The organism is Mycobacterium sp. (assembly GCF_025965855.1).
Classification (GTDB): domain Bacteria; phylum Actinomycetota; class Actinomycetes; order Mycobacteriales; family Mycobacteriaceae; genus Mycobacterium.
This window is the reverse complement of the sequence record NZ_JAOPWB010000183.1, coordinates 22,868-42,107: the sequence shown is the minus strand read 5'-3', so window position 1 is coordinate 42,107 and position 19,240 is coordinate 22,868. Positions and strand designations below refer to the sequence as shown.

16 protein-coding genes and 1 pseudogene are annotated in these 19,240 nt (G+C 65.7%); 5 read left to right on the top strand and 12 right to left on the bottom strand.

Translation table 11 applies throughout. The annotated features are described in order from the left end of the window. From JWP83_RS15610 to JWP83_RS15595, 4 genes are all read right to left on the bottom strand, one after another. Nucleotides 1-642: class I SAM-dependent methyltransferase (locus JWP83_RS15610; protein ID WP_297731476.1), on the bottom strand; the 642-nt coding region annotated here is incomplete at its 3' end. Nucleotides 643-768: 126 nt separating this feature from the next. Then, the gene (locus JWP83_RS15605) at nt 769-2,100 is read right to left on the bottom strand and encodes a hypothetical protein (protein ID WP_297731474.1); all 1,332 of its coding nucleotides are present in this window, start codon (nt 2,098-2,100) and stop codon (nt 769-771) included. A gap of 304 nt (nt 2,101-2,404) precedes the next feature. After that, complete coding sequence (locus JWP83_RS15600) at nt 2,405-3,394, bottom strand: AraC family transcriptional regulator (protein WP_297731472.1); 990 nt, start codon at nt 3,392-3,394, stop codon at nt 2,405-2,407. Nucleotides 3,395-3,828: 434 nt separating this feature from the next. Next, nucleotides 3,829-4,641 (bottom strand): SDR family NAD(P)-dependent oxidoreductase, encoded by an 813-nt coding sequence (locus tag JWP83_RS15595; protein WP_297731470.1) that lies wholly within the window; start codon nt 4,639-4,641, stop codon nt 3,829-3,831. Nucleotides 4,642-4,793: 152 nt separating this feature from the next. On the opposite strand from JWP83_RS15595, the gene JWP83_RS15590 reads away from it, so the two are divergent. From JWP83_RS15590 to JWP83_RS15580, 3 genes and pseudogenes are all read left to right on the top strand, one after another. Then, a complete protein-coding gene (locus JWP83_RS15590; RefSeq protein WP_297731468.1) occupies nt 4,794-5,561 on the top strand; it encodes an SDR family oxidoreductase in 768 nt (255 codons plus the stop codon). Nucleotides 5,562-5,598: 37 nt separating this feature from the next. Beyond that, nucleotides 5,599-5,805 (top strand): hypothetical protein, encoded by a 207-nt coding sequence (locus tag JWP83_RS15585; protein WP_297731465.1) that lies wholly within the window; start codon nt 5,599-5,601, stop codon nt 5,803-5,805. Next, nucleotides 5,757-7,339 (top strand): annotated as a pseudogene (locus JWP83_RS15580) (multicopper oxidase family protein). The gene JWP83_RS15585 and the pseudogene JWP83_RS15580 overlap by 49 nt, the downstream one beginning before the upstream one ends. A 1-nt stretch (nt 7,340) precedes the next feature. Here JWP83_RS15580 and JWP83_RS15575 read toward each other — a convergent pair. Genes JWP83_RS15575 through JWP83_RS15540 form a run of 8 tightly spaced genes read right to left on the bottom strand, consistent with a single transcriptional unit; the run spans nt 7,341 to nt 16,514 of the window. Next, nucleotides 7,341-8,165 (bottom strand): alpha/beta fold hydrolase, encoded by an 825-nt coding sequence (locus JWP83_RS15575; protein WP_297731463.1) that lies wholly within the window; start codon nt 8,163-8,165, stop codon nt 7,341-7,343. Between the two features lie 13 nt (nt 8,166-8,178). Beyond that, a complete protein-coding gene (locus tag JWP83_RS15570) occupies nt 8,179-9,171 on the bottom strand; it encodes a cyclase family protein (RefSeq protein WP_297731461.1) in 993 nt (330 codons plus the stop codon). Continuing rightward, nucleotides 9,159-9,989 carry a coniferyl-alcohol dehydrogenase gene (locus tag JWP83_RS15565; protein WP_297731459.1) on the bottom strand — a complete coding sequence of 277 codons (831 nt, stop codon included), beginning with the start codon at nt 9,987-9,989 and terminating at the stop codon, nt 9,159-9,161. The genes JWP83_RS15570 and JWP83_RS15565 overlap by 13 nt, the downstream gene beginning before the upstream one ends. A gap of 28 nt (nt 9,990-10,017) precedes the next feature. Further along, nucleotides 10,018-11,328 (bottom strand): LLM class flavin-dependent oxidoreductase, encoded by a 1,311-nt coding sequence (locus JWP83_RS15560; RefSeq protein ID WP_297731457.1) that lies wholly within the window; start codon nt 11,326-11,328, stop codon nt 10,018-10,020. A gap of 3 nt (nt 11,329-11,331) precedes the next feature. Next, the gene (locus tag JWP83_RS15555; RefSeq protein ID WP_297731455.1) at nt 11,332-13,080 is read right to left on the bottom strand and encodes an FAD-binding protein; all 1,749 of its coding nucleotides are present in this window, start codon (nt 13,078-13,080) and stop codon (nt 11,332-11,334) included. Next, the gene (locus JWP83_RS15550; RefSeq protein WP_297731453.1) at nt 13,077-13,994 is read right to left on the bottom strand and encodes a 3-carboxyethylcatechol 2,3-dioxygenase; all 918 of its coding nucleotides are present in this window, start codon (nt 13,992-13,994) and stop codon (nt 13,077-13,079) included. The genes JWP83_RS15555 and JWP83_RS15550 overlap by 4 nt, the downstream gene beginning before the upstream one ends. Continuing rightward, a complete protein-coding gene (locus JWP83_RS15545) occupies nt 13,942-15,651 on the bottom strand; it encodes a bifunctional 3-(3-hydroxy-phenyl)propionate/3-hydroxycinnamic acid hydroxylase (protein WP_297731480.1) in 1,710 nt (569 codons plus the stop codon). Before JWP83_RS15545 ends, JWP83_RS15550 begins: the two co-directional genes overlap by 53 nt. Continuing rightward, nucleotides 15,651-16,514 (bottom strand): alpha/beta hydrolase, encoded by an 864-nt coding sequence (locus JWP83_RS15540; protein ID WP_297731451.1) that lies wholly within the window; start codon nt 16,512-16,514, stop codon nt 15,651-15,653. Before JWP83_RS15540 ends, JWP83_RS15545 begins: the two co-directional genes overlap by 1 nt. Nucleotides 16,515-16,661: 147 nt before the next feature. On the opposite strand from JWP83_RS15540, the gene JWP83_RS15535 reads away from it, so the two are divergent. Beyond that, a complete protein-coding gene (locus JWP83_RS15535) occupies nt 16,662-17,339 on the top strand; it encodes a helix-turn-helix domain-containing protein (protein WP_297731449.1) in 678 nt (225 codons plus the stop codon). A gap of 26 nt (nt 17,340-17,365) precedes the next feature. After that, nucleotides 17,366-18,982 carry an FAD-binding protein gene (locus tag JWP83_RS15530; RefSeq protein ID WP_297731446.1) on the top strand — a complete coding sequence of 539 codons (1,617 nt, stop codon included), beginning with the start codon at nt 17,366-17,368 and terminating at the stop codon, nt 18,980-18,982. The last annotated feature ends 258 nt before the right edge of the window (nt 18,983-19,240 follow it).

Below are 19,240 nucleotides of genomic sequence, written 5' to 3'. Positions count from 1 at the left end.
CAGGTGGGGGGTGAACGCGCTCACATCGGCCAGGTAGGTGGTCGGGCCGAAGAAGTTGATTCGCCAGCGGTTGGCGGTGAGCGTGTCGCGAATGTTCTGTCCGATGGTTCTAGGCCCGTGCAGGAGGGCCTCGACCACCTCCGGCGCGGCTCCCATCGGCGCGATCATGCCGTTGACGTTGCCGTCGGAGAAGCAGTACAGGTGCCAGCGCGCGCCCGGGCGGGTCGCATGGTAAAGACCGGCGGCGTAGGCCTGTCGACCGTTGTCGTCGAGACAGTGGTAGAGCGCACTGTCGATCACCGTGTCGAACCTTCCGTCGTAGCCAGTGAGGTTGGTGGCATCGGCCAGACCGAAGGTCACCGTGACACCGGCTTCGGCCGCACGGCTGCGGGCCTGCTCGATCGCGGCCGTGGAACCATCCAGCCCGGTCACCGAGTAACCGCGGGAGGCCAGGAAGATGGAGTTGTCACCCAGGCCGCAGCCAATATCGAGCACCTCGCCGGCGATGCCGCCAAGTGCCTCCAGCTCCATCAGCCGGGGCTGCGCTTGGTGGATATCCCACGGAATACCAGCGGGTTTGGGTCCGCCCTCGAAGCTGGACTCGCCGCGGTAGAGCTTGTCGAAACCTGGCTGAACGGTCATGGCCCTAGACCGCGCCGGGTGCGGTAATCACGATTGTGCATCCTTGACCTCCGTCGCCGTCAACAATTCGCGGGGACCCAGCTGCGCGGCGCAGCCGGCCGCTGGGATCGGTCCATGACCGCGCCCTCAGCAGGCGGCGTCGAGGACGTCGCGGACTCGGTCGAGGTAGTTCGGGAGCGGGTCGTGGCTGGCGCTGACGATGCGTAGTTGGCCGTTGAAGGTGCAGATGCCGGTGTTCAGCTCGCCCTGGACCTGACCCAGAACCGCCGGCCCCCAGATCGCCACCGGTCGTACAGTCTCTGGCGGTCCCATGTTCAGGACGCCGAGGTTGGTCGCGATCGCCTCGAAGCTGTGCGCGGCAAGCATGAAGGCCTCTGCGTCCTCGGGGGTCGCACCGACGGGCATGAACTGTTCGGTGGCAGCGGACGAGCCGAGCAGCGCCGGTAGCGAACGCGCAACGGCGAGTTGGTCGCCGACGATCCGGGCCATGTCCCACAGGTCGGTGAGCTGCTCGCGGGCAAACGCCGTGCGAGTCGCGGTGATGTACAGGCAGACGTCATCGTCGACGCCGATATGGCTTCGGATTTCGATCGGGCTCAACATCCGGACGAACTCGTTACGGCCTGACTCGATGACTGCCCGGCTCATCGCCGAGACCAGCGCGGAGTGGACGGTGGTGCGCTCGGCGCGGGCGCGGCCGATTAGCCGCCGGGTGAGGTCCTCGTCCAGGGAGATGGCGCTGAGGTGGGGCACGGCGCCATCGAAGCGCCGAATCGCGCCCGGGGTGGCAAGCCACTGCGGCTGCGTCGGTTGCGGCTGACCGTTCGTAGCCGGCGCAGCGGCCGATTGGGCTTCGCGCAGGCGGGCGATCAGTTCCTCCTGTGAGGGCGGGGCAGCCAGCGCCTGCAGTTCGTGTCCGTTGAGGGCCGAGAACAAGTCCCGCAGGATTGATCGGGAAGAGAGCCCGTCGGCGATGGTGTGGTCGGCGGTCACGATGATCGCACCCGGGTTCCTTAGCCCTGAGCGCAGCAGCACGATCCGGATCATCGGCGCGCGCGAAGTGTCAAATGGGCGCGTCAGTTCATCGGCGACAACATCACACCAACTGCGGGCCGGCGCGGCGTCGACGACGGTGACCGGGATCGGCGGCACGCTAGCCGGGGGGTAAAACCCTAGCCGGGTCTGCGCGTGATCCTCGATGTGGACGTTCAACAGCGGGTGGCGCTGCTGCACGGCGAGTAGGGCGCCATCAAGCGCGGCCGGATCCAGGTCCTCAGCTAGCTCGGCCACCATGCAGAAGTGCAACGTGCTCTTCTGCGAGAACCGGTAATACATCCGCTCGAAGGCGCCAAGCGCACGAACCAAAGCACCCCTCGCCTCGACTTGCTGCTGATTGCGATGGACGCGTTCGGCGAAATCATCTCCATGGACCATGGTTTCGTTGGGACTCGTGTTCATATTCTCGTCTCATTCCGATGTGCTGGGGAAGCCGCGCTCTCGGCTGAATCAGCAGCGAGAGTGCAGCATTGACATGCAACGTGAGCTTTGGCGACTACGTCGATGCCGCTATCGCGGCGGCCCGAGCATGCGCGACCAAAATTTGATCTTGAAGTTCCATAGTGGCGAAGCTAGGCGCTGTGTCGGCGGGGTTCCTCCGACGGCCGGCGGGTTCGCGCTATTTGGCTAATGATTCGCGTTTGGCGGAGGTTGGCGCGATGCACTTCGGCCGTGCGCTAACGAAAGCGCTTGGGTTTGGCGGAGATCAGTGTGCGGCGCGCAGGGTTTGCAGCGGTGTTTGGCCGTACATCGTTTTGTACACGGCGACGAACCGGCCGAGGTGGGTGAACCCCCAGCGGTTCGCGATGGAGGCGATGGTGTTGTGGGAGGGATCCGCGGACCGTAGATCGCGGTGGGCGCGGCGGAGCCGCACCACGCGGACATAAGTCATCGGTGACATGCCCAGGTGACGCTTGAATCCCTGCTGTAGCGTGCGGACGCTCACGTGGCATTGCTTCGCCAGGGTCGCGATGGTCAACGGAAGGTGCGGGCCGGTCTCGATGATGTCCATCGCGTCACGGACCGCTGCCGGCCGACCAGGGTCAGCGGGTGCGGCGAGTGCTTGACGATATGGGTGGTCGGCCACCAGCAGCAAGCCGTGGATCAGGCTTTCCACCAACGGGTCCCAGACCAGCGAATGCTGCATCAAGTTGTCCGGGCACTCGAGCTGACGGTGCATCATCAGCACCAGCCGCACCCAATCGTGTGCAGCACCGGCTTTCAGCGGCAGTGTCGCGTTGAAGGCGATCGGGAAATCTGCCGGGCCCTCGACCAGAGTCTGCAGTGTCCTGTCGACTGCGACTTGGTCGATCTTCACCGCCAGATGTCGACTGCCCCCAGGCCACCGGGTCACCGTTATCCCATCGTCGGGCCGGTATATTCCGCCCAGTGTGGGAGTCAAAGTCAGCTGCTGTCCCCGATGCCGCGACTCAAGCGAACCTTTGAGGGGAACACAGACATGGTAGCTGGCGCGAGCCTCGTCGAAATTGATTGCAACGTCTGTGTCGTAGGTGATGTCGCCCACAGTGATCGGCCCCACACGGGTCGCGCGCTGAGTCAGGCCGAAGCTGTTCGTCGGACCTAGTAGTCCGAGCCGATGTGGATAGAAGGCCGTTTCACAGAGGTGAATCGCCTGCTCGGGTGACGTTGTTCGAAACCCCGGGTCCGGCGGCGCCACCTGGGAATTATCACCCATCGCTTTTCCCATCATTTCGTCGCTTCCATCCAACCGGGTCAGTCTGGTGAACCACCGACGCAGGCGACAATTTGTCTCCGGACCGTCGCTGTCGTGGCTCAGGGTCGCACGCGCCGTCCGCGAAAACGAGCTTCGCGTCCAGTTGGTTGACGGTGCCAAAAGCCCCGTGCAGGGACGCCTTTGAGGATTGTCTTCCAGGGTGCCCATGTCATTACCGCTAACACCCATAAGCGATTTCCGTTAGCCGCTACTTCGCGGTGCACAACGATGAGAAATGTTCCGCCGAATGCGAATCAGTAACCAAATAGCGCGGACGGCCCCAGGCTGTCGATGGTTGACGACGGACTCACGTTCGGCATCAACGCCGAAGCGGCAACAAAGAGGTCGACCTGCCCCCGACCCGGCGAAACCAGCCGACCAGCAGAGCCAGACTGTCAGCCCTCCCGCTTCTTGGACCGGATCGCCTTGCCCGCCACGGTCCCCCCGTCAACCGGCAGCACGGTCCCGGTGACATAGCGTGACCGCTCGCCGGCGAAATACAGCGCCGCCTCGGCGATGTCCTCGGGCGTGCCCTCGCGCTTCAGCGGCCGGTCGGCCCGCATCGTTTGGCGAATCGCCGCATCGAACCGCTCGATCTCCTCGGCGTCCATGCTCAGCGCGGACTTGGCCACCAAGGGCGTGGGGATATTGCCGGGCGCGATGGCGTTGACCCGAATCTCGTAGTAGGCCAACTCGATTGCTGCGCACTTGGTGAATTGGTTGACCGCCGCTTTGGAGGCGCGGTAGGTCATCACGCCGCCGCCGGCCTGGATTCCACCGATCGAGCTGACGTTGATGATCGATCCCCCGCCGTTGGCGGCCATGTGCCGAGCGGCATCTCGGGTCCCCGCCATCACACCCAGGACGTTGACCGCCATGACGCGGTGAAAATCGGCGAGGTCGTCGTCGAGGAATCGGCGATGCATCTTGCTCGAGACGCCGGCGTTGTTCACCATCACGTGCAGACCGCCGAACTTCTCGACGGCCGCGGCCACCAGCGCCCCGACCTGTTCGGGCTCCGAAACGTCCGTCCGCCGGAAAACAGCGTCCGGACCCAGCGCTGCCGCCAGCGCCTGCCCGTTGTCGGTTTCGACGTCGGCGATGACGACCCGCGCGCCTTCGGCCACAAACCTCTCCGCCACGCCGCGTCCGATACCGGAGGCTCCACCGGTGACGATGGCCACCTTGCCCGCCAGTTCGTTGACCACACGACGAGTTAATCGGCGTCTGCGGTGTTAAGTCAAGCAATTGATTTAAGCGGCACCCGACATCTTTTCAGTTTCTACGGCCTTCGGGGATTCGAGCATAGGTGCGATGCTGAATTGATCAGTTCAACGCACACCTCGGGAGGGCCCAGGTCATGAAGGTCATAGTTATCGGCGGCAGTGGCCTTATCGGCTCGCAGGTCATCGCCAATCTGACCCAGCTGGGACACGAGGCAGTCTCAGCCTCGCCGCGCTCGGGTGTCGACAGTGTCACCGGCGAAGGTCTCGCCGATGCCGTATCCCGTGCGGACACAGTCGTGGACGTGTCCAACTCGCCGTCTTTCGACGACGAACCCGTGCTGCAATTCTTCACCACCTCGACCACAAACCTTCTCGCCGCGGAGAGGGCGGCCGGTGTGGGGCACCACGTCGCCCTCTCGATCGTGGGTGCCGACCGTACCCAGGAGAGCGGTTACATGCGGGCCAAGGTTGCCCAGGAGAAGCTGATCCAGGAATCGGGACTCCCGTATTCAATCGTGCGGGCAACCCAGTTCTTCGAATTCGTCGACGGCATCGCCGATTCGGCAACCGACGGCAACACGGTCCGCCTGCCGCACGGGGCGTTCCAGCCCATCGCCGCCCAGGACGTCGCCACGGCCGTCACCCGCGCGACGATCGGCCAACCGCTCAACGGAATCGCCAATATCGCAGGCCCCGAGAAGCTGGGCATGGACGACTTCATCCGCAACCGTTTTGCGGTCTCCGGCGATCGACGCCAGCTGGTGACCGACCCCACCGCTCGCTATTTCGGTGCGATGATCGACGAGCACAGCATCGTTCCCCTCGACAGCGAGGGCGCGACGATCTACTCCACCCGGTTCAGCGATTGGTTGGCCGCCCGGGAACCCAGTGGTGCGCATTAGGCGCCCAACGTGGCAGCCGAAGGGGAGGTCAACGCTGATGCCACCGGTCGCAACGATCAAAGCGGCCGGCCGCGATGCCGTGGCGATTCAGGACGATGTCACCGTGCCCGCTGACGTCTACGCTATGGCCGACGAGGTGGCGCCGCGCTGGGGCGGCATTGATGGCGAACCGACCGGAGACGAGGGGGGTGGTCAATGCCTGCTCAACCCGCAAGCGGGGTCCCCTTCGACAGGGCACGGCTGACCCAGGCGCGGCTTCATAGCCGCCGGCATCGGCGGCGGATTGGCGCTGGCTGCCTGCAGCCAATCCAAGTCCCAGGTATCGGGCGCGTCCGCCCGAATGGCCGGCGCCATCGCCGCAGCTGAGGCGCTGCGGCCGCACAGTGGACGCACCGTGACCGCCAGCCTGGCGCCCCAGCAGGCGCAGATCGATCTGGGCGGACCCATCGTCCGCACGTTGGCCTATGGCAACGCTATCCCGGGACCGCTGATCCGGGCCAAGGTCGGTGACGAGCTCGTCGTCACCGTGTCAAACCGGCTGGGCGTCGCGACGTCGGTGCATTGGCACGGCATCGCGCTACGCAACGATATGGACGGCGCCGCGCCCGCCACCCCAAACATCCCAGCCGGCCAGGATTTCACCTACCGGTTCTCGGTCCCGAATTCGGGCACCTACTGGGGGCATCCGCACACCGGCCTGGACGCTGACATGGGTCTTTATCTGCCGGTCATCGTCGATGACCCGGCCGAGGGAAACTACGACGCCGAATGGATTGTCGTCCTCGATGATTGGACCGATGGCGTCGGCAAGAGTCCCCAGCAGCTCTACAGCGAGTTAACCAGTCCAAACAAGCCGAGTCGGTCGAATATGCCGACGACGACCGCCAAAACATCGATGACCCCCACAACTTCAACAACCTCGACGACCGCGACGTCTGGGATGTCCGGGAACGGCGGCGGTAGAAGCGACCTGCTTGGCGGCGACGCCGGTGACATCGACTACCCGTACTATCTGATCAACGGCCGGATTCCGGCGGCGCCCACCACCTTCAACGCTAAGCCGGGCCAGCGCATCAGGATCCGTTTCATAAACACCGGCTCCGACACCGCGTTCCGTGTCGCGCTGACCGGCCATTCGATGACGGTCACCCATACCGACGGTTTCCCCGTCGTACCCACCCAGGTCGACGCCCTGCTCATCGGCATGGCCGAACGCTACGACGTCATCGTCACCGCCGCCGACGGCGTCTTCCCGCTGGTCGCGCGTGCGGAGGGGAACGAACGATCTGACACGCGCGGTGCTGTCCACCGGGACCGGCGGCCCACCCGACGCGACGTTTCAACCAGCCGAACTCAACCAACGACTCGGCACCATCGAAATGTTCACGGCCACAACACCTGTCAACCTGGGTCCACCGCAGCCCGACCTCAATCTTTCGGTCATGTTGGGCGGCAACATGATGCAATACAACTGGATGATCAACGGGAAACCCTACAGCCAGACGGATCCGCTGCACGTCCGAGAGGGCGAACGGCCCACCATCACGTTCGACAACCCCACAATGATGTATCACCCAATTCACCTGCACGGCCACACCTTCCAGCTGATCAAGGCCGACGGCAGTCCCGGCGCACGCAAGGACACCGTCATCGTGCTGCCCAAGCAGAAAGTGCTCGCCGTGCTGGTCGCCGACAACCCGGGCCTGTGGCAGTTGCACTGCCACAACACGTACCACCAGGAAGCCGGCATGCAGACCCGGCTGGACTACGTCTTCTGATTCAGGCGGTGGCGAAGAAGTCGAGCAGCAACTCGTTGACTGCCGAGGGTTGTTCGATTTGCGGGCAGTGACCGGCCTTGGCCACCACCACCGAGCGGCCACCGTCGATCTGTTTCGCGATCTGAGCGGCCCAGCCGGACGGGAGGAGCTTGTCGTCGCCCCCTTCGACGACGAGCGTCGGGGCGTCGATGCGCTCGTAGGCCCGCGTGCTCGACGGCGTCGAAGCCGGCTTGGAGTCCTGGGGGCGGCGAAACCGCGCCGCCGCCACGGCCTCCCACGCGCCGGGCGCGGTGCTCGACTCGTAGCGGCGGCGCACGTAGTCCTCGTCCGCGGGGTAGCCGGGGTCGTAGAACAGCGCCTCGACGATGCGCCGCATCGCCGGCAGCGTCGCGTCGTACTCCTGTAGCGCATCGAAATGCCGGTTCTGCTGGATCTCCCCGCCGCCGCAGATGGCCGCCAAGGTGCGAATCGGCAGCCGTGGCCCTTCCGAGGTGGCGTCGGTGAGCAGGTTGATGGCCCCCATCGAATTGCCCACGAAGTGGGCCGAGTCGATGCCGAGCACCTCGCAGAAACGCGCCACGTGCCGAATCCGCATCCCTCGGCCGTCGACGAAGTCGATGACCTTTGCCGACTGCCCGAACCCCAGCTGGTCCGGCGCCAACACTCGGTGGCGCACGGCGAGGGCGGCGACGTTGCGTTCCCAGCCCAGTTCGGCGCTGGCACCGAACTCGCCGCCGTGCAGCAGCACCACCGGGTCGCCGTCGCCGGCTTCCAGATAGCTGGTGACCAGGCCGTCAACCAGCAGGGTTTTGCGATGAATCTCCAATCGCCCGTCTTCTCTACTTGATCGCGATCGGATTGACCGGGGAGCCCACGGCGCCAACGACTCTCAGGGGTGGCGCGACGAGCTGGAACTCGTACACGCCGTCGGCGGCGCAGTCGTCCGCCAGCGCGGTGAGGTCCCAGTACTCGCCGAACATCAGCCCCATGTCACGTAGGCAAAGCAGATGCAGGGGGAAGGTGATCCCCTCGACGCCGGATACCAGATCTTCGACCTGGAGATTGTCGGCCGCGACCGCCGCGATCTCGTGATCGTGCAGCCACGAGGCGCAGCGCCAGTCCAGCCCGGAGTAGCCTTCCATCTTGTTGCCGGTCGCCAGGAACCTTGTCCACCAGCCGGTCCGGATCAACACGATGTCGCCCCGGCCGACGCTCACCCCCTGCGCGCGAACGACATCATCCAGTTCTTCAGGTGTGATTGGGTTTCCGGCTTCGAGGAAGACCTCCGCGCCGCGATGGCGAACGAGGTCCAGCAGCACCCCGCGCGACGTGATGCCTTTGCCGTCGACCTTGTCAATCCCGCAGTGGTAGGCCCCCATGCTGGTCACGGAATCCGCCGGGAAGCCGTTATAGAGCTGATCGTCGTAGTAGACGTGCGACAGGGCGTCCCACTGGCTGGCCGCCTGCAACGGCATGATGATCATGTCGTCGTTGAAGCGGAACGGATTGTCGGCGGTCAAATACCCGCTTAGCTGCTGGGCCAGGGGGTTGCGCGCCCAGTCGGACCCGTATCTGGCGAGCGTGTTGACATCGCCGCCGTCCACCGTCATGACATGCACGGGGTTGTGCCGAAACTCGAAGGCGCCCTGCGGACCCGACGCGCCGAAGTCCACACCGAGCGAAAAGACCTTGCCGTGCCGGACCAGGCCTGCGGCTTGCGCAACCTTCTCCGCGGTGATGAAGTTCAGGGTCCCCAGCTCGTCATCGCTTCCCCACCGTCCCCAGTTGGAGACGTCGCGGGCGGCCCGCCGGAAGTCGGTCACGCTAGCCACGAAGGCCGCCCTTCCTCGAGTTCACGAGCAATGGCGGCGCCGACGTTTCCACCGTCGACCCACACGACCTGGCCCGAAATATAGCTGGCCGCCCGGCTATTCAAGAAGAGCAAGACCGATGCCTGTTCGGCGGATTCGGCAGCCCGTCCCAGCGGCTTGGGTATGTCGTCGAGAAACCCCTGCCCATACGCGGTCCGCAACTGATCGAGGATCGGCGTTTCGGTGACTCCAGGACCGGTGCAGTTGATCCGGATTCCGCGGGCACCAAGGGCCGCAGCGCTACGCATGGAGTACAGGATGATCGCTTCCTTGGACAATTGGTAGCCGCCACCGGCCAGCGCATCGGGATGGCGGTGGCACCAATCGATACCCTCCTGCATCGTCGCGGTGTTCAGCAGCGGCGCCACTGACCGGAGATGTTCCCGATATCCGGCCGCCGCGAGCGACGAAACGCTCGCGATCGACGATCCCGCGGCCATCTTCGGGACGAGCGCCTCGGTGACGTGCCGGAGGCCCAGGAAGTTGACGGTGACGACAAGAGGCGGGTTGCCGATCCCGGAAGAGACGCCGGCGACATTGAAAAGGGCATCGACCCGGCCGTCGATGCACGCTACCGCGTGATCGATCGACCCCTGGTCGGACAGGTCGACATCATGAAACTCGTTGAGCTTGATCGCCGGCCGGCGTTTGTCCAGCCCGACGACCTCGGCCCCGAGCTCGGTGAGCTGGCGCACCACGTGTTCGCCGATGCCCGACGCACATCCGGTCACCACCGCACGGCGGCCGTCGTAGCGCCACAGATCGTCGATCCCTCCCAAGGCTCAACCTGCTTTCATCGCTCGCGCCCTATTGCTCCTTTGCCCGCTGCTGTTCCTTGAGGCGCTGCGCCGCCTGAACGCGGCCCTCGTTGATCTCCGCCATGGCTTCGGGGATCTCGCTGGCGGTGAACTTGTCGCGGCCGGTGGGCAAGCCACCGAAGGCGTAGTTTTCGTCGAACTGCGGTGCGGTCGACTCGGGCCGACGCGACTCGACCCTCTCGATGATCGGCGCGAGTCGCTTGGCCTTGTCGGCCACCGCCTTCTCGTCACGCTCGATGAACTCGGGCAGCACCTCCTTGCCCATGCGCTCGATGGACTCCATGGTGCCCTCGTGGCTGCGCGGGTTGAGCAGCAGGATGATCTCGTCGACGCCGCTGTCTTCGTAGCCGCGCAGGAACTCGCGCACCGTGGCCGGAGACCCGATGGCGCCGCGCCCGGGGCCGTAGGCCAGCGTCGGGTCCTTCTCGACCTCTTCGAGATACCGTGTCCAGACCCCGGTCCGCCCCGGGGTGTGCACACCGGTCATGTAGTAGTGCATGATCCCGAACGAGAAGAATCCGCCGCCCTGCCCGAGACGTTCGAGCGCCTGTTCGTCGGTCTTGGCGACCATCATCGACAGGTCACCTCCGATGGCCAGGATGTTCGGGTTGATCTGCGGTGTGATCGGGACGCCGTTCTCCTCGAATTCCTTGTAGTAGCCGTTGACCCGCTCGGTGAGCGGCCCGGGGCCGGTGTAGGCGAAACTCAAGGCGCCAATGGCCTTTTGGGCGGCCATTTGCACGCTGGCCGGCCGCGTGCAGGCGACCCAGACCGGTGGGTGCGGTTTCTGCATCGGCTTGGGAATGACGTTGCGGGCCGGCATCTGGACGTGCCGGCCTTCGAAGCCGGTGAACGGCTCCTCGATCATGCATCGGATCGCGACCTCGAGGGCCTCTTCCCATTGTGCGCGCTTGTCGGCGGGATCGATGTTGAATCCGCCGAGTTCCCCGACGGAAGAGGATTCGCCGGTGCCGAACTCGACCCGCCCGTTGGACAGCAGGTCCAGCGTGGCGATGCGTTCGGCCACCCGCGCGGGGTGATTGACGGCCGGCGGGAGGTGCATGATGCCGAATCCCAGCCTGATGTTCTTGGTCCGCTGGCTGGCCGCCGCCAGGAATATCTCCGGCGCGGTGGAGTGACAGTACTCCTCGAGGAAGTGGTGCTCGGTGAGCCAGACGGTGGAGAACCCGGCCTTGTCCGCGGCCTCCACCTCATCGAGGCATTCCTGCAGCAAGACCCGTTCGTCATCGGGCACCCAGGGCCGCGGCAGGGCGAACTCGTAGAACAGCGAGATTTTCATTTACTACCTCCCATGAGAGTTAAGGGTTCGGTCGGCAGCTTGGGCCGCAAGATGTTTCGCCGCGACAAAGCCGAACGTCATGGCGGGGCCGATGGTCGCCCCGGCGCCGGCATAGCTGCGGCCCATGACTGCGGCGGCGTTGTTGCCCACCGCGTACAGTCCGCGCACCACGGTGTCGTCGGGCCGAAGCACCCGGGCGTATTCGTCGGTGCACAGGCCACCCGAGGTGCCGAGGTCGCCGAGGACGATGCGGAACGCGTAGTACGGCGGCTCGCCCAGCGGATACAGGTTGGGGTTCGGCAGAGTCGGATCGCCGTAATAGTTGTCGTACACGCTGTCCCCGCGGTTGAAATCGTCGTCGTGACCCTTGCGCGCGAGTTCGTTGAAACGACCGGCGGTTTCTGAAAGCTGGCCTGCCGGAACGCCGATCTTGCCGGCCATTTCGTCCCAATTCATCGCCGCCTTGACCACACCCGATTCCAGCCAGGCCGGCGGGACCTTGCGACCGGTGGGGACCGGCGCGCCCGGGATCTTCGGTATCGGCAGGTGCCCGGCCACGACATAGCGATTCCAAGACCTGTGATCGGTGATGAGCCAGCACGGGATATGGGTAACCCCGGACTTCTGTCCGTCGATCATGGCGTGACCGAAATCCATGTAGGGGGCCGCCTCGTTGATGAAGCGCTTGCCGTCGCCGTTGACGATGAATTGAGCCGGCATCATCCGTTCGTTGAGCATGAATTGCATGCGGCCGTCCGGCCACTGGATCGCCGGGAACCACCAGGCCTCATCGAGTAAGTCCGTTGCGGCACCGACCTTTTGGCCCGCGCGAATGCCGTCGCCCTTCGCGGCAGAATTGCCGAAGCTCCAGTCCTGGTCGACCACGGGCAGCTGCTCCTTGCGCCAGGCGAGGTCGTGGTCGAAGCCCCCGGACGCCAGGATGACGCCCAGGCGCGCACCGATCCGCTGCTTGCTGCCGTCTCGTTCCACCACCGCACCCGTCACGGATCCGTCCAAGTCGGTGAGCAACTCCGCCATCGGCGAGTCCAGCCATAGCGGGATGCCGCGTTCGGTCATGGCAAGTCTGAGCCGTGCCGCCAGTGACTGTCCGATCGCCGCCATCCGCTCGCCGAACACCCTGGCCCTGACCATCCGCGAGATCAGTTTGAGCAGCACGCCTTTGCCGGCCCATGACTGCCGGATCCGGTAGAACGTCCGAAGCTCCTTGGGTCCCAGCCAGATTCCCTTCGGGGCAAGGGCCAGGGGCTTGAGCAACCTCTGCTCGTCATCGCCCAACTTCCGCAGGTCGATGGGCGGCACATTGATCGTGCTGCCGAGTTCGGAGCCACCGGGCAGCTCCGGGTAGTAGTCGGCATAGCCGGGCTTCCAGACGAACTCGAGCCACCCCGAGAGTTTTTCGAGGAATTCGAGCATTTGCGGCGCGGACTGGACGTACTGCCGTATCCGTGCCTCGCTGACCAAGCCGTCGGTGATCTTCAGCAGGTATTCGACGACACCCTCGGGTGCGGGGGTGTAGCCCTCCCGGCGTTGCGCGGGCGCCCCGGGTACCCAGATGCCGCCACCCGAGAGGGCCGTGGAACCACCGAAATAGGAGGACTTTTCCACCACCAACGCGTCAAGTCCGGAGGCCTGGGCCGTCAGGGCTGCTGCCATACCGCCACCACCGGACCCGACGATGAGCACGTCGACGACGTGATCGAAGCCGCCTAGCTCAAGAGCGCCAGTGGTCATTTCGTCACTGCCGTTCGGATGGCGAAGCCGGCGATCAACTCGGCGGCCGGTTTGTAGTAGCGCACCGCGGTCTGGTATGGCCCCGCGGTTTCCAGCGCCGCGAAAGCTGCGACCCAAGTCCTGATTTCGTGCGCCGAGCTGCCGCCCTCGTAAGTGACGAACGAGTTGGACCACTGATCGAGGTCGGCCAGCTTTCCGTCGTCGATGATTTCGAGGAATCGGTGGTCCCACGCCGGGTTGAGGGGTTGCAGCTCGCTTTGTCCGTCGGCGAAGTTCTTGGCCGCGTCGATCACGGCCGCCTGCCGCGCTTGCCGCTGGTCGGACGTCATCGGCCGGCCGTCCACGATCCGCTCCAGCACCGCCGGGGGTGCGGTCGCCAACGTCGGCACCGGCGGGCTGTGGGAGAGCCCACCGGAGCCTATCACCAGGACCCGCTTGTCCAGTCCGGCCAGATAGCCGCCGACGGCGGAACCCAACGCGCGGCAACGGTGCAACGGTCCCAGCGGCACGCCGATCGCGTTGACGAAGATGGGTATCACCGGCCGCGAGGTGGCCTTGCCGAAGAGCTTCTCCAGCGGCTGCACGGTGCCGTGGTCGACGTCCATGCCGGCCGACACCGCGACGTCGACGCCGGCGCCAAGGATGGCTTTCGCGCAGTCGGCCGCGAGGTCCTCGGGGACGTCGAGCGGGCCGGCGTGGGTGCCGTAATCGCCAACACCGTTGGCGCGCATGCCGATGCAGAACGGCGGCATCACCTTGTAGAAGAACCCGTTGTAATGGTCCGGTGAGAAGGTGACGACGAGTTCCGGGCCGTAATCTTCGACGAAGTCACGTGCCCGCGCGATGGCGCCTTCGATGTCGTCAAGCAGGTCCCGCGACGGCCCCGGAAGATTCAGGAGCGGGCTGTGCGACATACAGCACAGAGCCAGTGCCACTTTGAAGATCACCCCCTCCCGGCGTGAGGGTGAGGGCGTCGAGCAGCGAGGCGCTCAGCTCCGGCGCGAGCTGAGCGATGCAGGCGCCCGCGACGCAGCGATCGGGCCGCAAGAACAGCACCGATTCCTGATGGGCGTCGAACCAGGATTTGACGTCGCCCCCGCGATCACCGACGACCACCACGTCGGGATCGTCGTGGCCGGCCCAGTGCAGCTGCGTCACGGGCCGCAGCGCAATAAAGCGCGCGCCCAGGGCTTTCCAGCTGGCGAACGCCTCGTCGCCGAGGATTTTCCGCGGGTTGTTGTTCCAGCACAGCACGGCGAACCAATCGCCCAGCACGTCGTCCAACAGCACGTCGCACTCGGTGCGGGTATCGACCCGGGGCTGGATGAACAGCGTGCCCACCGGCGAGTCAGCGCGGCCCGGTTTCTTGGGGCCCGCCGTGTGCACGACGGCGCCCTGCTCGTAGCGCGGCATCGGCTTGAATCGCATTTCCAGCACATATCGCTTGAGCGAGGGCACAATCGACGCCGACCGCACGAGGAGGTCGCGCGCGGTGGCAATCCTGCGGTCGGTCGGTGAGATCACCCGGCCGACCATGGTGGAAAGGTCGATCATCGCCCGGGCGTGCTTGCGCCGCTCGATGTCGTAGGTGTCCAACAACCGGTCGCCTGCCCGCCCGGTCACCACCGCCGCGAGCTTCCAGCCCAGGTTGGCCGCGTCCCGGATGCCGCTGTTGTACCCCTGTCCCTGCCATACCGGCATCAGGTGGGCCGCGTCTCCGGCCAGCAGCAGCCGGCCACTGCGGAACGCGCCGGCGATCCGCGAGTGGTGGGTGTAGACCCGCCGCCGGATAACGTCGACCCGGTCGGGGTGCGGCACCATCCGCGCCAGCATCCGCGTCAGAAACGCCGGATCCTCGGCCTGCTCGTCGGTCTCGTCGGCGTGAATCATGAACTCGAACCGGCGAATTCCGTGCGCGATCGAGATCGAGGCGTACGGGCGTTCCGGATCGGCACCGACCTCGCTGTTCGGGTGGCCCAGGGGATCGTTGGCGACGTCAACCACCAGCCACCGCGTCGATGACGTCGTCCCGTCGAAGGACACCCCCATCATCTGACGGGTCATGCTGCGCCCGCCGTCGCATCCGACGACGTAGCGCGCGCACACCGTGGAGGTGTCGCCTTCGCATTCGACCGTCACCGTGTCGTCGGCCTGCGCGCACGAGGTCATCGGGCGGTTCCACCGCACCTCGACGTGGGAGAACCTGTCCAGACCGCGCAGCAATTCGGCGTCGACGAGGGGCTGGACGAAGCCATTGCGCTTAGGCCAGCCGAAACGCGCATCCGGCGGGGCCATTTCGGCAAGCACGCGACGCTTGGCGTCGACGAAACGCAAGATCTGATTGGGCACGGTGTGGGGCAAAATCCGGTCGACCAGCCCGATCGACTGAAAAGTGCGCAACGCCTCGTCGTCAAGGCCGACCCCGCGGGGATAGTCGATGAGGCTGTCGCGCTCGTCGACCACCAGCGTCCGAACACCCCGCAGCCCAAGGATATTGGCCAAAGTCAACCCGACCGGGCCCGCGCCGACGACTACTACGTCGAAATCCAGGTGCTGCCCGTCGCCGCCCATCACCGGCCCAGCAGGAAATCGAGATGCAGGCGATTGAAGGTCTTGGCGTCCTCGTACTGCGGCCAGTGACCGCAGCCCGGCATCACCTCGAAGCGCGCGTTGGGAATCATCGACGCGATCCGGCGGCCCTCGGTCACGTCGGCAGTCGGGTCGTCACTCGTCCACAGCACCAGCGTCGGGGCGGCGATGGCGCCGTATTCGTCCGGCCCGAGAAGGTTGCGCGCCCGAATCTCCGTATCCTGCAACGCCATGATGTCGCGCATGGCATCGACGAATCCCTGTTGCCGGTAAACCCGTTGGCGGCTGGCGACCAGGTCGTCGTAATCCCTGGACTTGTCTGCCATCAACCATTTGATCCGCGCTTGGACCATTTCCCAGGTCGGGTTCTCGGCCGCCGCCATCGACAGCGTGATGATCCGCTGCATCACCACCGGATCGGCCTGGGAGCCGCCGGCGGTGTTGAGGACCAGTCGGTCGACCACGTCGGGATGGTCGACGGCGGCGCGTGCGGCCACCCAGCCCCCCAACGATTCGCCGCTGAGGCAGGCGCGATCAACGCCAATGGTGCGCAGCACGGCCATCAAGTGCTCGACATAATGGCGAACCTCCAGCGGGTGCCCCGGCTTCTCGGTGTAGCCGTGGCCCAGCATGTCGATCGACCAGGTCCAGAAATGCTCCCCGTGCGCGGCCAAGTTGCGGACGTAGGCCTCGGCGTGGCCGCCCGATCCGTGCAACAGCACCAGCACCGGCTTGCCGGGATCGCCGGCGCGCAGGTAGCGAGTCCGCACTCCCGCCGCCTCGAGGTAGCCCTGCTCAAACGCAACGCCCTGGAGATCGCTCCAGATGCTCTCGAACTCCGCCACGGTTCCTCTGCGGCCTCCAGACGGTAAGAATCTTGCTTCTCGTTTTTGACTTACGATCTCGTCTTTGGATATGACCCCGTGCTAATATCGCACACTAATGTGCGTTATATATAGAGCTTGGCTCTCGCGTTTAGGTCTGTCAAGGCCATGACGGCATCTGGGGCGGGCTCTCAGACGCTGGCCAGGGGCCTCACCGCGCTGCAAATGGTGGCCGACTCCCCGAACGGACTGACCGTGCAACATCTCGCCGACCAAGTCGGCGTGCATCGCACCATCGCCTATCGATTGCTTTCCACGTTGGCCCAATTCCGGTTGGTGGCCAAAGGAGAAGACGGGCGCTACCGCCCCGCATCCGGCCTCGCCGTGCTTGGCGCGTCGTTCGACCGCAACGTGCGCCAACTGAGCCTTCCGACACTGCGCGCGCTTGCCGACGAGCTCGGCGCCACCGTGTCGTTGCTCATCGCCGAGGGCGACCAACAGGTCGCGATCGCGGTGATCGTGCCCAGCCATGTCGCCTACCAACTCTCCTTTCACGAGGGCAGCCGCTACCCGCTTGACCGCGGCGCGGCCGGGATCGCCTTGCTCGCGAGCATGCCGCCGCGCCCCGGCGAACGAGACCTGGTCGCCCGCGCCCGCGAACGCGGCTGGGTGATGACGTACGGGGAGATCGAACCGAATACCTATGGCCTGGCCGTGGCGGTCCGCCGCCGGGCGCCGTCCCCGCCAACATGCATCAACCTCATCTCCCACCGAGAAGACGTGGTGATGCGCGGCAAGGACTCGGCCCTCAGGGCCGCAAAGCAGTTGGCGGACCTACTGAGTTAGCCACTGAGCTGAAGGGATACCCGTCCATGTCTTGGGACCACGAAGTCGACGTCGTCGTCCTGGGTAGCGGCGGCGCCGCGCTCACCGCCGCACTGACCGCGGCGGTCGCCGGCGCCTCGGTGGAGGTCTTCGAGAAGGCCCCCACCGTCGGGGGCACCACCGCGGTGTCGGGTGGCATCGCCTGGATCCCCGCCCACAACCGTTCTCCCGAGGGGGAATTGACGCCTGCCGACGCGTTGCGGTACCTGCGCGCGCAGTCCCTGGGTTCGATGGACGACGCCCTGGTCGAGACCTTCGTGCGTACCGGCCCGGCGATGCTCGATTTCGTCGAGGCCCACAGCGGCGTGCGCTTCGAGATCGCGACCGGATTCCCCGATTACCGGCCGGAATTGCCGGGCGGACGGCCGACCGGGGGCCGGTCACAGAGCCCGGTTCCCTTTGACCTCACCGAATTGGGCGAATGGGGCACGCGTATCACGTCGTTTCCCGCCGACTGGTCCAACGTCGGTTTCGATGCCGAGACCAGAGCCCGCCTGCACGCGGCGATAGACGAACGAAGCGGCCATCTTTGCGTGGCCGGCACCGCCCTGATCGCCGGCCTGCTCAAGGGTCTGCTGGATGCCGGTGTGACTCCGCAGCTGAACGCGCGGGCCGTACGACTGATCACCGAGGCCGGCGAAATTGCCGGGGTACGAATCGCGCTGCCCGGTCGGGGCATCGACGTGCGCGCTCGCCGCGGAGTCATCCTCGGGACCGGCGGCTTCGAATGGGATCCCGTTCTGGCGCAGGCCTTTCTGCGGGGTCCCATGCACGGCGCGGTCTCCCCGCCGTACAACACCGGCGACGGGCTGCGCATGGCGATGGCACAGGGCGCGGATCTGGCCAACATGGGCGAAGCGTGGTGGGTGCCGATCGTCCAGATCCCGGACGACACCATCGAGGGCAGGCAGCGCAGCCGCAGTGTCCGCCTGGAACGAACTCGGCCGAGGAGCATCATCGTCAACGCGGCCGGGAAGCGCTTCGTCAACGAGGCGTGCGATTACAACTCGATGGCCGGCGCCTTCCAGTATCTCGATCCCCGCGGCGGCTATGTCAACGATCGCGGCTGGATGGTGTTCGATTCAATCCACTTGCAGCGCTATGGATTTCTCGGTGTCGCACCCGGACAATCCGCTCCGGACTGGTTCTGCGAGTCGGCGGACCTCGCTGAGTTGGCCGCCAAGACCGGCATCGACGCCCACGGCCTCACCCGCACCCTCCATGACTGGAACTGTCACGTCGCCGCGGGCGCGGATCCTGACTTCGGGCGCGGTTCCAGCGCGTACGACGGCTACTGGGGTGACGACAGTGCCACCACGCTCGCCGGAAAGACCCTCGGTCCCATCGACACAGCCCCCTATTACGCGGTGCCGGTGCGCATCGGCTCGATGGGCACCAAGGGGGGACCGCGCACCGACCAGGACGGCCGCGTCCTGCATGTCAGCGGGGAGCCGATACCGGGACTGTTCGCCGCGGGTAACGCGATGGCCGGCCCCACCGGACGGGCCTACGGCGGGGCCGGTGGCACCATCGGTCCCGCAATGGTTTTCGGCTACCGCGCCGGTCATGCGGCCGCCACCGGGAAATCCGCCGACCTGCAGTAGCAGGCCGCGGTCGGTCCCGATGCGACGCGAGACCGATGTGACCCTCGCCCAGAGGGCCGCGCCATCGCATCGACCATCGGGTCGATCTCATTACGGATCGGATAATCGATGTCGGTGGAGACTGCGATAAGTCCCTAGTCCCTAACCGGGCAAGCGGCCCGCACCGCATCGCCTGCGCCCGGATTGAGGACGACGACGGTTGGGTCGGCTCCGGGGAACCGTCGGCCGGCAATGGTTTTCGACTACCGCGGCCGCCCC

What these genes read in the sequence shown, in the direction of transcription:
- JWP83_RS15545 (WP_297731480.1), bottom strand. Translation starts at nt 15,651, where the DNA reads ATGGGCGGCGACGGGCAGCACCTGGATTTCGACGTAGTAGTCGTCGGC.
- JWP83_RS15590 (WP_297731468.1), top strand. Translation starts at nt 4,794, where the DNA reads ATGAAGGTCATAGTTATCGGCGGCAGTGGCCTTATCGGCTCGCAGGTC.
- JWP83_RS15605 (WP_297731474.1), bottom strand. Translation starts at nt 2,100, where the DNA reads ATGAACACGAGTCCCAACGAAACCATGGTCCATGGAGATGATTTCGCC.
- JWP83_RS15530 (WP_297731446.1), top strand. Translation starts at nt 17,366, where the DNA reads ATGTCTTGGGACCACGAAGTCGACGTCGTCGTCCTGGGTAGCGGCGGC.
- JWP83_RS15560 (WP_297731457.1), bottom strand. Translation starts at nt 11,328, where the DNA reads ATGAAAATCTCGCTGTTCTACGAGTTCGCCCTGCCGCGGCCCTGGGTG.
- JWP83_RS15555 (WP_297731455.1), bottom strand. Translation starts at nt 13,080, where the DNA reads ATGACCACTGGCGCTCTTGAGCTAGGCGGCTTCGATCACGTCGTCGAC.
- JWP83_RS15550 (WP_297731453.1), bottom strand. Translation starts at nt 13,994, where the DNA reads ATGTCGCACAGCCCGCTCCTGAATCTTCCGGGGCCGTCGCGGGACCTG.
- JWP83_RS15535 (WP_297731449.1), top strand. Translation starts at nt 16,662, where the DNA reads ATGACGGCATCTGGGGCGGGCTCTCAGACGCTGGCCAGGGGCCTCACC.
- JWP83_RS15585 (WP_297731465.1), top strand. Translation starts at nt 5,599, where the DNA reads ATGCCACCGGTCGCAACGATCAAAGCGGCCGGCCGCGATGCCGTGGCG.
- JWP83_RS15600 (WP_297731472.1), bottom strand. Translation starts at nt 3,394, where the DNA reads ATGGGTGATAATTCCCAGGTGGCGCCGCCGGACCCGGGGTTTCGAACA.